Origin of the sequence: Pseudoalteromonas sp. S1612 (assembly GCF_005887175.1) — a bacterium.
GTDB lineage: Bacteria > Pseudomonadota > Gammaproteobacteria > Enterobacterales > Alteromonadaceae > Pseudoalteromonas > Pseudoalteromonas undina.
This window is the reverse complement of record NZ_PNDH01000002.1, coordinates 111,788-127,176: the sequence shown is the minus strand read 5'-3', so window position 1 is coordinate 127,176 and position 15,389 is coordinate 111,788. Positions and strand designations below refer to the sequence as shown.

The 15,389-nt window shown below is 40.4% G+C and carries 8 protein-coding genes; 7 read left to right on the top strand and 1 reads right to left on the bottom strand.

Annotated elements, in window-relative coordinates:
* Positions 1-426 precede the first annotated feature (426 nt).
* The 6 genes from CWB78_RS00840 (at position 427) to CWB78_RS00815 (ending at position 12,536) form a co-directional block, all read left to right on the top strand.
* Positions 427-3,222 (top strand): TonB-dependent receptor, encoded by a 2,796-nt coding sequence (locus CWB78_RS00840; protein WP_138593931.1) that lies wholly within the window; start codon positions 427-429, stop codon positions 3,220-3,222.
* Positions 3,223-3,336: 114 nt separating this feature from the next.
* Positions 3,337-4,830, top strand: coding sequence for a tryptophan halogenase family protein (locus tag CWB78_RS00835; RefSeq protein ID WP_138593930.1), 1,494 nt, complete (start codon positions 3,337-3,339; stop codon positions 4,828-4,830).
* Positions 4,831-4,968: 138 nt separating this feature from the next.
* Positions 4,969-6,828: an alpha-amylase family protein gene (locus tag CWB78_RS00830; protein WP_138593929.1), complete on the top strand. Its 1,860-nt coding sequence runs from the start codon at positions 4,969-4,971 to the stop codon at positions 6,826-6,828.
* Positions 6,818-8,308, top strand: a complete 1,491-nt coding sequence (locus CWB78_RS00825; protein WP_138593928.1) for an MFS transporter — start codon at positions 6,818-6,820, stop codon at positions 8,306-8,308. The genes CWB78_RS00830 and CWB78_RS00825 overlap by 11 nt, the downstream gene beginning before the upstream one ends.
* Positions 8,309-8,344: 36 nt before the next feature.
* On the top strand, positions 8,345-10,747 hold the full coding sequence (locus CWB78_RS00820; protein WP_138593927.1) for a glycoside hydrolase family 15 protein: 2,403 nt from the start codon (positions 8,345-8,347) through the stop codon (positions 10,745-10,747).
* A gap of 70 nt (positions 10,748-10,817) precedes the next feature.
* Entirely contained in the window at positions 10,818-12,536 is a 1,719-nt protein-coding gene (locus CWB78_RS00815; protein ID WP_138593926.1) for an alpha-amylase family glycosyl hydrolase, read from the top strand.
* Between the two features lie 131 nt (positions 12,537-12,667).
* On the opposite strand, the gene CWB78_RS00810 is transcribed toward CWB78_RS00815, so the two are convergent.
* A complete protein-coding gene (locus CWB78_RS00810; RefSeq protein ID WP_138593925.1) occupies positions 12,668-13,633 on the bottom strand; it encodes an integron integrase in 966 nt (321 codons plus the stop codon).
* 237 nt (positions 13,634-13,870) lie between these two features.
* On the opposite strand from CWB78_RS00810, the gene CWB78_RS00805 reads away from it, so the two are divergent.
* A complete protein-coding gene (locus tag CWB78_RS00805) occupies positions 13,871-15,271 on the top strand; it encodes a KAP family P-loop NTPase fold protein (protein WP_138593924.1) in 1,401 nt (466 codons plus the stop codon).
* Positions 15,272-15,389 lie beyond the last annotated feature (118 nt).

Here is a 15,389-nt window from a genome sequence, read left to right as displayed (position 1 = left end):
TTGCGCTGTTTAGGTGCACAAAAACAAAGGTCTGCACTGAGTTGGTGTTTTTAGTTATTGGTCTTACCAATTTCATTTGTATAAATAGTGTATTTAGTAATTAATTAAAAAATAAAATTTCCTTGCTTCTCTTTATCAGCGTTTTATGAAAGGTTTATTTCATAAAAAAATAAATAGTGGTTAGCACTAAACTCATAAAATGCTCTTGCACCAAAATAACCTATTTTAAAACAGTTGGTTATATGTTGGTTTGTAAATTTAATGTTAAATTTGTGCGTGCGGTGCTATTTTGAATACGTATGCAATAAGTTGTTAATAAAATAATACGAGCGTTAATATTCATTCCGACAACAAAATAAGCTCGCATGTTTAACTATCACTTAAGCAAGTAAGCGGGTATCACATTATGGGTAACGGGAAAACATTATGGCTATGTTCAAACCAAGTATACTAACGCTAGCATTAACTGCTGCCGGATTATCAAGCTTTGCCACCACTGCGGCACAAGAAGAAACAATAAAAAATGATGATGTAGAAATCATCGAAGTGAAAGGTTTTCGCGGTAGTGTTGTTGAATCAATAAATACTAAGCGTTTTTCAACACAGGTGGTTGAGTCAATTTCTGCTGAAGACATTGGTAAACTTCCTGATTCATCTATTGCAGAGTCAATCGCACGTTTACCAGGTTTAACAGCGCAACGTCTTGATGGCCGTGCTAGTCGTGTAAGTGTTCGTGGTTTTAGCGAAAACGAAAGCGCAACAACATTTAATGGTCGTGAGCAAGTCTCTATTGGTGACAACCGTGGTGTTGAGTTTGACCTTTACCCATCAGAAATAATGAGCGGCGTAACCGTTTATAAAACGCCAAGTGCTAGCATTGAAGCTGAAGGCATTGCCGGTGTAATCGACATGCAAACGGTAAAGCCTTTAAGTAAAGGTGAACAAGTGATCATGTTTAATGGTCAGTATGAGCAAACTAGCTTTGATAAATTAAACCCGGATGGCGATGACAAAGGTTTTCGTGGCACCGTTTCATATATAGACCAGTTTGCAGATGACACTATAGGTGTAGCATTTGCTTACAACACAATGAGTTCTCCAAACCAAGAAAAACGCTGGAATTCTTGGGGTTACCCTGAGTTTACAGGGAATGATGGCCAAAACTATTCAATTTTAGGCGGCGCTAAACCTTTCGTACGCTCATCAACACTTGAACGTGATTCAGCGATGCTAGTAGTGGAAGCTGCACCAAATGATCGTTTAAACATGACGTTTGATGCGCTATATGTAGATTTTAATGATGAAAAAATCTTACGTGGTATCGAAGTACCTTTCGCCTGGGGTCAAGGTAGCATCGACCCAAATAGTGTTACTGTAGATGAGCAGTCTGGCTTTATTACCAGTGCAATCACTGAAGGTCAGCGTGTTGTTGTTCGAAACGACTATGAAGAGCGAAAAGCAGAACTATCACAATTTGGTTTTAACGCTAAATACGATATTAACGATGATTGGTCAGTTGAATTTGATGCCAGCCACTCAGAAGTTGACCGTACGATTTGGAGTATTGAGAGTTACTCAGGTACTGGCCGTGGCGATTCAAATGGTGTTGCCGATAACATAGGGTATGCATTTGATGGTGGAAATACGGGCGCACAATTCACTCATGAGCTTGATTACAGCGACTACGACTTAATTCAATTAGGCGGCCCTTTATCTTGGGGAAGCAGTGCTGCGCTTAATAATAAGTACGGCTTAAATGACACGGCTTATCAAAATACCGCACAAGATGGCTTTATTAATGCCCCAGAAATTAGCGATGAGCTTTCAACGCTTAAGTTAGCGGCCAGTAAAGTACTTGAAAACGAATACTTTAGCCGTATTAACCTTGGTTTATCTTACCGTGACCGTGAGAAAGTAAAACAGTCTGAAGGCTACTTCATGACTTTAAAAGATTTTTCTTTAGATAATCCAGGTATGGTATCAGTGCCAGAGCAATACCGTTTAGGCTCAGCAAGTTTAGACTTTATTGGCATGGGTGACATGATTGCTTATGACACCAATGGCCTGGTAAATGATGGTTATTACGATCTATTACAAGAAAGCTTAACGGATCAAAAACACTTGACGCGTTCGTGGACGGTACAAGAAGAAGTTACCGCTGCATTTATTCAAGCAGACATTAACGCTGAGATTGGTGGCATACCGGTAACAGGTAATGTAGGTATACGTTATGTACGCACTGAGCAGTCATCACAAGGCTTCGAAGCATCAAATGTTAATGGTTTAGTGGTTGCATCACCTACTGATATTAGCCACGACTATTCAAATGTATTACCAAGCTTAAACTTATCTTTTGCAATCGACCAAGAGCAAACAATTCGTTTTGGCGCGGCTAAAACAATTTCTCGTGCTCGCCTTGATGAAATGCATGCATCGATTGAGACAAGCTATAACAGCGAAAAGCCTGACGAAAATGGTAACTACTGGTCTATATCTGGTGGTAATGCAGAGCTTGAACCAAAAGAAGCAACAGGCTTTGATTTAACATACGAAAACTACTTTGATGCAGAAGGTTACTTTTCAGCAGCGTTATTTTATAAAGACATTGACCAATGGATTTTTGATGAGCGTTATGATGTTGATGTAACAGGTAAAGAAGACCCAGCAACCGGCGAAGTTCCTCCAGCGGATAGAAATACAGCTACCCGTTCAAGTAAAGTGAATGGTGGCGATGGTAATTTATGGGGCTATGAGCTTTCATTATCATTCCCTTTCAGTGTATTACATGAGTCATTAGAAGGTTTTGGTTTAATTGCGAGCCACACCAGCGTTGAGCAAGACTTGCAAGATCAAAACGGAAACGATTACGAACTACCAGGTTTGTCAGATAAAATTGATAGCTTAACTGTGTACTTCGAACGCAATGGTTTCCAAGCACGTACCAGCATGCGTAAACGTAGTGACTTTAAAGGTGATATCTACGGTTCAGGTTTTGCAACACAACAAGTTGATATACTTGGCGAGACTATTTGGGATGCGCAAGTAGGCTATGACTTTGCTGATTCTGGTATTGCTGGTTTTGAGAACTTATCAATGACGTTCCAAATTCAAAACATTACCGAAGAAGCGTTTACATCATTGCAAGGCGATAATGCGCTGCAAGTGCGTGACTATCAAGACTATGGCCGTACTTACTTACTCGGTGTAAGTTACAAGCTATAATAAGTTTTGTATTAAGAAGCCCTTGTAATTAGTTTTACAAGGGTTTTTTTATAGCTACTTTACCTAAGTTTTATCAAACTTTTTAAATTCTGATTTAAAAAAGTGAGCAATAATATGAAGCCAATAAAACATGTCGTCATTGCCGGCGGTGGAACAGCTGGTTGGATAACCGCAGCACTACTTAATAAAGTGTTAGGTAAAGTAATTAATATTACCCTTATTGAATCAAGTAGCATTGGTACTATAGGTGTGGGAGAGGCCACTATTCCTCCTATTATTGGGCTTAATAATGCGCTCGGTATTAATGAGCAAGATTTTATAAATGCTACTAATGCGTCTATCAAACTGGGTATAGAGTTCGAAAATTGGAAAACACCAGGGCATAGCTACATGCATGCATTTGGCTCGTTTGGTAAAGATTTTCCCTTTTGTGACTTTTATAATTTTTGGGTAAAAGGACACATTAATGGCAGCGAGGATTCTTTATGGGATTTTTCTCTTAACTATCAAGCCGCTAAACAGCACAAATTTACGCTACTAAATACTATTCCTAATACTCAATTACCAGGGCTTAGTTATGCTTTTCATTTTGACGCCACTTTATATGCTGAATATTTAAAAAATCTTGCATTATCACGCGGCGTTAAACACATTGATGCAAAAATAGAACGCGTTAATCAATGCCCTGAGACAGGTAATATCTCCAACTTAACACTTGACGATAATGGCCAAATCCAAGGGGATTTATTTATAGATTGTACTGGCCAGCGCGCACTTTTAATTGAGCAAACTCTTAATACGGGGTTTGTTGATTGGTCACATTATTTACCTTGCGATAGTGCTGTTGCAGTGCAATCAACAGGCAGTAACGAATTAAAGCCCTATACGCGATCAATAGCACATAATGCAGGTTGGCAGTGGCAAATTCCGCTACAAAATCGAACAGGTAATGGCTTAGTGTATTGCAGCCGTTATTTATCGGATGAGTCGGCAACCGCGCTTTTATTAAATAACTTACCGGGTGAGCCAACAACAAGCCCGCGTTTAATTAAATTTAAAACAGGTCGTCGTTTAAAGCAGTGGCATAAAAATGTAGTCGCAGTAGGGCTCTCTAGTGGATTTTTAGAGCCCTTAGAGTCTACTAGTATTCACTTAATACAAAGTGCGGTCACACGTTTAATTAAGTTGTTTCCTCATAATGGGGTTAGTGATGCGTTAGTAACTGAATTTAATAAGCAAAGCATCAGTGAAATCGAGCATATTCGTGACTTCATTATTTTGCACTATAAATTAACTGAGCGAGAAGACACCCCATTTTGGCGTCAATGTAAGCAAATGGAAATTCCTCAATCGTTAGCGCATAAAATGGATTTATTTAAACAAACGGGCAAAGTCGTGCGCGAAAACGACGAGTTATTTGCAGAAGTAGCTTGGCAGCAAGTGTTTATAGGTCAAGGCCTAATACCAAATGACTATAACAGTATTGTTGACTCATTAAGCAGTGAACAACTAACGGATTTATTCATAACGTTAAAAACCCTAATAAATTCAACGGTAGATAAACTACCTACTCATAAAGAGTTTTTAGCTAAGTTAAAAACAAACTAAGTGGCGTGACGTGGTGCTTTGGTTGCGGGTTAATTGTCACTGAATATGGCTGTGAATACGTATGCAGCAACTGTAACCAAGCCTTACTTAGCTTTAGTATAAACCTATAACAACACTGAAATAAAAATGACACACACAATGAAAAAAAGATTTTACACGCCGTTGCTTATATGCAGCGCATTGCTGGTGCACGGTTGCAGTGATGACAAAGAGATAAAAACAGATTTGTTAGTTAAGCAAACAGACCCAGTTAAGCCAGTGGTATATCAAGTATTTACTCGTTTATTTGGTAACACCCAAACCGCTAATGTGCCATGGGGAACCAAAGAGCAAAATGGAGTTGGTAAGTTTGCTGATTTTAACGACGAGGCATTAAAAGGCATTAAAGAGCTAGGTACCACGCATGTGTGGTACACCGGCGTTTTGCATCATGCCTTGGTGGGTGATTACACTGAGTACGGTATAAAACAAGACGATCCTGATGTGGTAAAAGGGCGTGCAGGTTCGCCTTACGCAATAAAAGATTATTACGATGTAAACCCTGATTTGGCAATTAATGTTACTAATAGACTCGAAGAGTTCAGCGCGCTAATTGAGCGTACTCATGAGCATGACATGAAAGTAATTATTGATATTGTTCCTAATCATGTGGCTCGAGATTATCACTCAATCGCAAAGCCTAACGGTGTGAAAGACTTTGGCGAGGACGATGATACTAGCAAGGCGTATGCTAAAAATAATAATTTTTACTATGTACCGGGTGAATCATTTAAAGTACCAACAAGCGACAGCTACCAAGTATTAGGTGGCAACAAACACCCTTTAGCCGATGGTCAATTTAGTGAAATCCCAGCAAAATGGACTGGCAATGGTGCACGTGCTCCAAAGCCTGATATAAACGACTGGTACGAAACGGTAAAAGTTAACTACGGTGTTAAACCCGATGGCAGCCTAGACTTTCCAACTTTACCTAAATCGCTTGAAAACCAAGATTACCGTGCACATTATGAATTTTGGCAAGATAAAGAACTGCCAAATAGTTGGTATAAATTTAGAAATATTGCCCTTTATTGGCTAGATAAAGGGGTTGATGGCTTTCGCTATGATATGGCTGAAATGGTACCCGTTGAATTTTGGAGCTTTTTAAATTCATCAATAAAAACACATAAACCCGATGCGTTTTTACTCGCCGAAGTATATAACCCATTGATGTACCGCACCTATATTCACCAAGGTAAAATGGACTACTTGTATGACAAGGTCGGTTTTTACGACACCCTAAAAGGGATTATGCAAGGTAAACAACCCGCTAAAACGTTATTTAAAGCACAAGCTGAAGTGGCAGACATTGAACAGCACATGCTGCACTTTTTAGAAAACCATGACGAACAACGTATCGCAAGTCCTGACTTTGCTGGCAACGCAGCATGGGGGAAACCGGCTATGGTGGTTTCTAACTTAATTAGTCGCTCGCCAACCTTGCTTTATTTTGGTCAAGAGGTAGGTGAAGATGGATCAGAAAATGCAGGCTTTGGTTCGCCTACACGCACTAGTATTTTTGATTACATTGGTGTACCAGCGCACCAAGCATGGATGAATAATGGCAAGTTTGATGGCGCAAATTTAACTCCTGAGCAAGCACAGTTACGTCAATACTATATTGCAATTATGGAACTTAATGGCTTACCTGCTGTTGTTGCCGGTGATATGGCACCCTTGATGGTAACAGGCAGTGATAGAGTGGTGGGTTTTGTACGCACCTTAGGTCAGCAATCATTATGGGTGCTGAGCAACTTTAGCCAGCAATCACAAACAGTCACTATTACGCTCACGCTAAATCAAGCAACCATGCTCAAACCAAACTCAACGCTATACGATCTATTAGAGTCGCATAACGGTATTTTGGCGAGCGATGAGAAACAAAGTACAACCTTTACGCTGACCCTTGATGCACTCAGTAGTGCCGTTTTAACAAATAAGGCTGATCATGAATTATAACAACAAACCAACCTTAAGCTTTTGGCAAATATGGAATATGTGCTTTGGCTTTTTAGGCATTCAATTTGGCTTTGCACTGCAAAACGGTAACGTAAGCCGAATTTTTCAAACACTCGGCGCTAATGTCGATGATATTCCTATTTTATGGGTTGCAGCGCCACTCACCGGCTTAATTGTGCAACCAATTATTGGTTATTGGAGTGATAAAACTTGGGGTAAATTAGGCCGCCGCCGTCCTTTCTTTTTATATGGCGCTATATTAACCACGCTATCGCTTTTTATTATGCCAAATTCCCCCACGCTTTGGATTGCTGCGGGTATGCTGTGGATTATGGATGCCTCAATTAACGTTACCATGGAACCGTTTCGTGCTTTAGTAGGTGACAACCTGCCCAACAAGCAGCGCGCCACAGGCTATGCCATGCAAAGCTTTTTTATTGGTGTGGGAGCGGTGGTTGCATCAGCACTCCCTTGGATGATGACCAACTGGTTTGATATTGCTAATACCGCACCGATTGGTCAAATTCCTGATTCTGTAAAGTATTCGTTTTACTTTGGTGGGGTTATTTTATTTATTGCAGTTGGCTGGACTATTGTCACTACAAAAGAGTACTCACCCGAGCAGCTCGCACAATTTAATCAACAAGAATCACAAACAACACAAACCAATATTACTAATAGTGTTAATTTTACCAAAGGCGGCGTTATTTTTAGCGGCTTAGGTTTGCTTGTTTTAGTCACGGTATTAGGGCTGGATCTGGAAAAAGAACTTTACTTGCTGGCTGCTGGGTTAGTTAGTTTTGGTGTTATTCAATTTATTGCAGCGGCATTAAAAGCTAAACAGCACACTAGCGGCGGTTTTTATAATGTAGTGAATGATGTATTCACTATGCCTGAGGCGATGAAGCAATTGGCATGGGTACAATTTTTTAGTTGGTTTGCGTTATTTGCTATGTGGATTTACAGCACCTCAGCGGTTACTAGCTTTCATTACGGTAGTACCGATACCAGCTCGTTAGCGTACAACAACGGTGCAGATTGGGTGGGTATATTATTCGCCGCTTACAACGGCTTTGCCGCGATTGCTGCTTTATGTATCCCGATCATCGTTAAGCGCGTCGGCTTAAAAGTAGCACATGCACTTAACCTTATTTTAGGTGCGCTGGGTCTAGCGAGCTTTATGTTTATAAAAGATCCAAGTTTACTTATTTGGCCAATGATAGGCGTAGGTTTTGCGTGGGCGTCTATTTTGTCATTACCTTATGCCATGTTAAGCACCTCGGTACCGAGCCATAAAATGGGCGTTTACATGGGTATTTTCAACTTTTTCATTGTGATCCCACAATTATTAGCCGCCAGCGTACTGGGGTTAATATTACGCCACTTTTTTGAAAACCAACCTATTTACGCATTAGTACTGGGCGCTGTGTCGTTTGTACTTGCAGCGGTTGCGGTATTGCGTGTTAAGCACACTCAGTAAAGTAACGAGTAAACTGAAATTAATTAAGGCTCTAAAATGAAAAAATTAAATACAATTACCACCAGTTTATTAATGCTTGGTTTAACTGCTTGTGGCGCGCAGCAAGAGCCATCAAACAGCTCTATGATGCAAGTATCGGCACCGGGAGCCCCTGGCGCAGAGCCATTTTGGGCCTATGCAGGTAAAACCGGTATTGGCACATCTTTTGAGCAATATCAAAATGGCCACTACAGTGATGAGGCCCCCACAGGAACGGTGTCAAAAGTATGGTTTTCAATTGCCAAAGGTATGATCACCGAAACGATGTTTGGGCTTATTCACCAAGCGCAAATTAAAGACATGCAATTTGTGGTAGTAGGAAAGGATTTTACAGTCACAGAAGCTGACGATTTAGACGTTACCATTGACTACTTATACAAAGACGATAAAGGTCGCCCGTTATCATTAGCTTACAAAGTAGTAAGCAAAGATAAACAAGGCCGCTTTAGCCTCGAAAAACACATATTTACCGATCCTGATGGGCAAAGCTTATTTGTACGCAGTATTTTTAATACCCAGCTTGAAGGCGTTAAGGCATACGTAAGCGTTAACCCGTATGTTGATAATAACGGCCTTGATGATTTTGCTAAAACAACAGAACAAGGATTGCTGGCATGGCAAGACAACAGCTACCTTTCATTGCAAGGTGCGCAGCCATTTAAACAAACAAGTGTTGGTTTTACAGGTGTGAGCGATGGTTTAAGCCAGCTTAAAACAACTCAGCAGCTTACTCAGGTTTATAAAAATACCGGTGAACAATCGGGTAATGTTAGCCTACTTGCAGAGCTGGGTGAAATTGGTGAAAACAGCCAGTTCGATTTAACCCTAAGCTTTGGTAATAGCGAACAAATCAGCTTTAAACAAGGGCAAGCTACGTTAGCCAAAGGTTACCAAGCGGTGCTTGATAATTACAACGGTAAAGGCGAAGCGCTTGGTTGGCAAGACTACCTGCAAAGCCTTGCACCGCTAAATAATATGAGCGAACAAACAGCAGATAACGGCAAGTTACTTTACATCAGTGCCATGGTACTTAAAGCGCAAGAAGATAAAACTCATGCAGGCGCACTTATTGCCTCATTATCTAACCCATGGGGCGAAACCGTATCGGCTAAAACAGGCTCTACTGGTTACAAAGCGGTATGGGTGCGCGACTTTTATCAAGTTGCCATGGCGTTTATGGCCATGGGCGATAATGCGACCGCTAAAACCGCATTCGAATACCTTGAAAAAGTTCAAGTAAACAGCAAAACCCCAGGCAATAAAGGCGATACAGGGTGGTTTTTACAAAAAACACATGTTGATGGTGAACTAGAATGGGTGGGCGTACAACTTGACCAAACTGCAATGCCACTCATGCTTGCTTGGAAACTCCATCAGGCAGGTGTATTAAGTGATGCAGAGCTCACTGATTGGTATAGTCGTATGTTAAAACCTGCGGCAGACTTTTTAGTTGAGGGTGGTCGTGCAAACATTCTATGGAACGACACACAAATAACGCCGCCAGCCACTCAGCAAGAACGCTGGGAAGAGCAAGAAGGGTATTCTCCATCAACCACCGCCGCGGTTGTTGCCGGTTTAATTACTGCAGCCGATATCGCTAAACTAGCATGTGATGATGCCAATGCAACACGTTACCTAAATACAGCTAAGCGTTATAATAATGATATTGAAAAATTAATGTTTACAACGGCTGGTAATTTAGAGTCGAGTGCCTCAGATGGTGAATATTTTATTCGTATTGGCCAAGATAAAGACGCCAATTCAAATACTAAAATTAACGCTAATAATGGCCGTGAAGGCTTTAATAAAAAGCAAATACTCGATGGTGGATTTTTAGAACTCGTTCGCTATGGCGTACGTGATGCGCTAGCGCCTAGCATAGTAAAAACACTCCCAGAATATGATGATGAAACCCTAACAGATAACCTACAAGTTAAATACAGCTTTGAGTTTACTGACGGCAGCGGCACATTTGCAGGCTACCGCCGCTATGGTAACGACGGGTACGGTGAAGACGAGGTAACGGGCGCTAACTATGCGCAAGGTGGAAAAAATAGCCCAGGGCAGCGTGGGCGAGTTTGGCCATTTTTTACCGGTGAACGTGGTCATTACGAAATTGCCGCCGCAAATGCCAATAATAGTTTAGATGCAACAAAACAGCAGGCTATTAAAAATAGCTATGTAAAAGGGCTAGAGCAATTTGCTAACCAAGGGATGATGCTACCTGAACAAGTATGGGATGGTGTAGGCATTAATAAAGCGGGTTACACGTTAGGCGAGGGTACTAACTCGGCCACACCATTGGCGTGGACACATGCGGAATACGTAAAGCTAGTGCGCTCACTAAGCGACAAGCAGGTATGGGATCATTACCCGGTGGTAACTAAAGCACTAAAATAACCGCAAACTAACTAACATAGCCGTAGTAAAATACGGCTATGTTATTTATTACAATAATAACGAGGCTGAAATGAAAACATTTACCTTGAGCGCATTAGCATTAGCATTAGCAATCATGCTAACAGGCTGCCAAAGCGCACCATCATTAAATAACAAAACGAATAACACCGAAACATCGCCACTAAATACTGAACAACAAGCAAACCCTTGGTGGGAAAGCGCCATTTTTTACCAAATTTGGCCCCGCAGTTTTTACGACAGCGATGCTGATGGTCATGGTGATTTTAATGGTATGACCCAAAAGCTCCCGTATCTACAAGAGCTCGGCGTAAATGCGCTGTGGTTAACCCCAATGTTTGAAGCACCGTCGTATCATGGCTATGATTTTACTGAATTTTATCAAGTAGAAAACGACTACGGCAGCATGGCCGAGTTTGAAGCCTTTATAAAAGCTGCTGACGACAAAGGCATGAAAGTCATACTTGATTTAGTTATAAACCATATATCAAGTAACCATGAATGGTTTCAGCGTTCAGCAAATAATGAAGCCCCTTATGCAGATTACTTTATTTGGCGCGACGATATGCCAAAAGCCGGAAGTGGTTGGGGCCACGCATGGAGTAATAACGACCAACCCGATGCTGTATGGCATTGGAATGAAACACGTCAGCAGTATTACTATGGTGCGTTTGGAGCGAGCCAACCAGACTTGAATTTACGCCACCCTGATGTTGTTGCCGAAATGGAAAAAATGGCTAAGTTTTGGCTTGATAAAGGTGTTGCAGGGTTTAGATTAGACGCAGTACGTTTTGCAATGGAAGGTGGCGCAGATGCGCAAGCCGATACCGACGAAACCATTGCATATTGGCAGCACTTTAACCAATACGTAAAAAGCGTTGATCCAGAGGCGTATTTAGTGGGTGAAGCATGGGCTGACATTCCTGTTGCTGCAAAATACTTTGGCGAAGGTAAGGGCCTCGATCAAGGATTTGATTTTGAAGTGGGCTATAAAATACTGGGCTTATTAAAACCCGATGCCAGTGGTGAAGCGCAATTTGGCACCATGCAATCTAACCAAAAAGTGAATACAGTTGATGCCAATGTGCTCAAACAAAATTTACAGCAGCGTATTGATTCAACTGCGCCGCTTGATTTTTTTGCACCGTTTTTAACTAATCACGACCAAGAACGTGTTGCTTATCAACTTGTTGAACACGACGATAAAGCAAAACTTGCTGCTGCCATGTTATTTAGCTCTCCTGGCACGCCGTATATTTATTACGGTGAAGAGATTGGCCTAACACAAGGTGGCACAGGTCACGATGTTTATAAACGCGCACCAATGCAGTGGAATAACAGCAACCAAGCTGGTTTTACTCAAGCTCAAACAAGTTGGGTTGAGCAGGCTGAACTGTTTGGTGATAACTACACCCAGTGGTGGCCTGAATATTTAGCACAGCAAATTAATGCTGCTGATCGCAATGTAAAAGCGCAACAAGTACAATCTGACTCACTGTGGCGTTTATATCAGCACTTAATTGCACAAAAAAAACAGCGCCCAGAGCTGGGTATTAAAGGCAGTTATGAATTAACACAGCACAACAATGGCCTTGTCGAAATAACTCGCGAGTTAAACGGCAGTAAAAGTATGTTTATACTTAATTTAACCGCTAACCCGCAAAGCATCAGTAGCATAAAACGCAATGGGTTAACGCCTAACTGGCAACACGACCTCAATGACGAGCAACTCGCTGGCTATGGTTTGTTGTTACTGAATAACACACTGTAAATAAAACACACACAAAAGGGGCTAACATACGTTAGCCCCTTTTGGTTAAAGTGCTTTTATTGCATTGCCTCCAATTTATAGCTCATTTTTAAAGTTTATTAGATTAGACAAAAGTCTTTTAAATTCAAACTTTATAATATTTTACTTAGTGGGCTAATTACCCCGTTCGCGCCTTGTTGTAAAACATGCGTATATATTTGCGTGGTGCGAACATCGCTATGGCCGAGTTGTTCTTGCACCGTGCGTATATCTGCACCAGATTCAAGTAAGTGGGTAGCGAACGAGTGCCGTAGTGTATGGCAGGTAACATTTTTTTGAATTTTTGCCAGCTTTGCTGCCTGTTTAATTGCTTTACGAACTGTTGTTTCATCAATATGGTGGCGACGCAGCTTTTTACTTTCTGGGTCCATGCTTAACTGGGCTGAAGGAAACAAATATTGCCAGCTCATTTCATAAGGAGCCGCTGGGTATTTTCTAGCTAATGCATTCGCAAGCCAGACACCGGCATAGTCTGTTGCTTGTTTATCTCGATGCCAGTAGTCATTTACCAAGTGACTTTGGCTGCGCAACAACGGCAGTAGTTCGAGTGCTAATGTTACTCTGCGGTTTTTATTGCCTTTGTCCTGCCAAATCATTAATGAGACATAGTCATAATCGACATCTTTTACCCGTAGACTTACAGCTTCCATTAAACGTAGACCACTACCGTAAAGTATCTGAGCGATAAGTTTATACTTTGGATCCATTGCCAATAATAAACGCTGTATTTCTTCACGGGTCAGTACTACCGGTAATTTAGGTGACACGAGTGATTTATTAAAATTCATTTCAAGTGATAACGGTCGACTAATAATATGACGGTATAAAAATACCAAAGCATTTAAAGCCGTTGCCTGAGTTTTCATTGCAACATTACGCTGATTACTTAAATAAGATAAGAATTGCTCAACCTCCGACTCTGCCAATTGCGCCGGATGTTTTTTACCATGGTATAAAATGTAAAATTTTATCCAATATTGATAAGTGTCTATAGTACGCTTGGCATAACGACGCGTTATCATAAAGTCACGGATTGATTCTAAAAATATAGAAGCCATAATCTGCTCTAGCTGGTGCTGTATATAAAAACAGTAGTTGTATTTAGTTTTTTTTCAACAACTCGCGGGATTATTTCTTGTATTTTACAACAACAAAAAAACAACAAATATAAATCCCTTGATTTACATTTAGATACAGAGTTAAACTTAAAGTATTAAAAAATAGAAGGATTTTATGTCTACAACTTGCGGGTTTAGATCCTTTGAATAAGCTGTTAGCAATCTCAAGGAGTCAGAGTGATTATCAAGAATCGTGAATTAGTAGTTGAGCCGGGTAGCCCATTTTTAAATGATGAATTAAATAGGTTAGAAAGCGCAGAAGTTCTTACTCAATTCGTTCTCTCAACTCAAGATCCTATGGTTGTTTGTTTAGATGCTCCTTGGGGACAAGGAAAAACTACTTTCTTAAGGATGTGGGAACAACATCTTAAAGATAGTGCAGTACCAACTATCTATTTTAATGCTTGGGAAAATGATTTTACAGATGATGCACTAGTTTCAATTATTGGTGAAATCAGCTCTGGAATTGACGAACTCTCAGCACCTGAAGATATCTCCAAGGCAAAAGAGTACCTAGATAAGGCGAAAGGGTTTGGAGTAACCTTGCTAAAAAGAACTGTTCCTGTAGCAGCAAAAGTTGCAACAGCAGGTGCTCTAGATCTTGATAAAGTAACAGAGCAAGCTCTTGCAGGTTTTGCTGAGTCAATCGCAAAAGAAGAACTAGAAAGTTATGAAAAATCAAAAAAGACTTTATCTGCTTTTAGAGATTCACTACAGGAACTCGCCACAAGTTTTTCATCTAAAGAAGATCCCAAACCCTTAGTATTTATCATTGATGAACTAGATCGATGTAGACCCAACTTTTCAATTGAGGTGCTTGAAAAAGCAAAGCATTTCTTTAATGTGAGTAATATAGTATTTGTATTAGGTGCAGATAAAACCCAACTTGGGCACTCAATTAAGGCCGTGTACGGACAAGACCTCAATGTAAACGGATATTTGAGGAGGTTTATAGATTTTGATTACCTTTTACCGCCTCCAGAAAAAGGTCTTTTTGTTAAAGCGTTATTTAAGAAATTTGATTTCAATAGCTATTTTTCAAACAAAACAGGAAGAGAGTCACAGTATGAGGGGCGTCAAGCCTTAGAAATGTTTTCTGAATTCTTTGAAATATATAATCTTACTTTAAGAGAGCAAGAACATTGTTGCTCCTTATTAAGCTTAGCTATTAGAACAACCCCTAACGACTACGCACTTTATCCTCTATTCCTATGTTATCTAATAGTTTTAAAAGTTAAAGAGCCTAATTTATATAAATCCTTTGTAAATGAAGAAATGACTCCAGCGGCATTATTTGAACATCTTTCTTCTAAAAGTGGAGCCGAAGAACTGATTGCCAACAATTACGGGGCAGTTCTTGAAACATACATAATGACATGTAAGTCCTATCGTCATGGCACTAATGACGTTGTAGAAAAATATAATGAAGTTGTTAATTCAACTACTGCAAGCAGTGAGCAAAAAGCCAGAGCGCAAAGGATCTTAGAGCTAATAAATAAGTTCGATTGGGATGGCGGCGTTGGTATTTTAGGTTACTTAGTAAATAAAATAGAGATAGCGTCTAGGTTCGGTTCATAGATTGCTAACAAGTCGTTTAAAAGGACAAAAAACAGTTGGCTTTTGCTCCTTCGTCGCTAATTTTAGCCAACTATTTTATTGCCTCTTAACGAGGCGTTATATTGAAAATGGAGTTATT

Excerpts from the sequence above, each read along its gene's own strand:
- CWB78_RS00840 (WP_138593931.1), top strand. The coding sequence starts at position 427 with ATGGCTATGTTCAAACCAAGTATACTAACGCTAGCATTAACTGCTGCC.
- CWB78_RS00835 (WP_138593930.1), top strand. The coding sequence starts at position 3,337 with ATGAAGCCAATAAAACATGTCGTCATTGCCGGCGGTGGAACAGCTGGT.
- CWB78_RS00830 (WP_138593929.1), top strand. The coding sequence starts at position 4,969 with ATGAAAAAAAGATTTTACACGCCGTTGCTTATATGCAGCGCATTGCTG.
- CWB78_RS00825 (WP_138593928.1), top strand. The coding sequence starts at position 6,818 with ATGAATTATAACAACAAACCAACCTTAAGCTTTTGGCAAATATGGAAT.
- CWB78_RS00820 (WP_138593927.1), top strand. The coding sequence starts at position 8,345 with ATGAAAAAATTAAATACAATTACCACCAGTTTATTAATGCTTGGTTTA.
- CWB78_RS00815 (WP_138593926.1), top strand. The coding sequence starts at position 10,818 with ATGAAAACATTTACCTTGAGCGCATTAGCATTAGCATTAGCAATCATG.
- CWB78_RS00810 (WP_138593925.1), bottom strand. The coding sequence starts at position 13,633 with ATGGCTTCTATATTTTTAGAATCAATCCGTGACTTTATGATAACGCGT.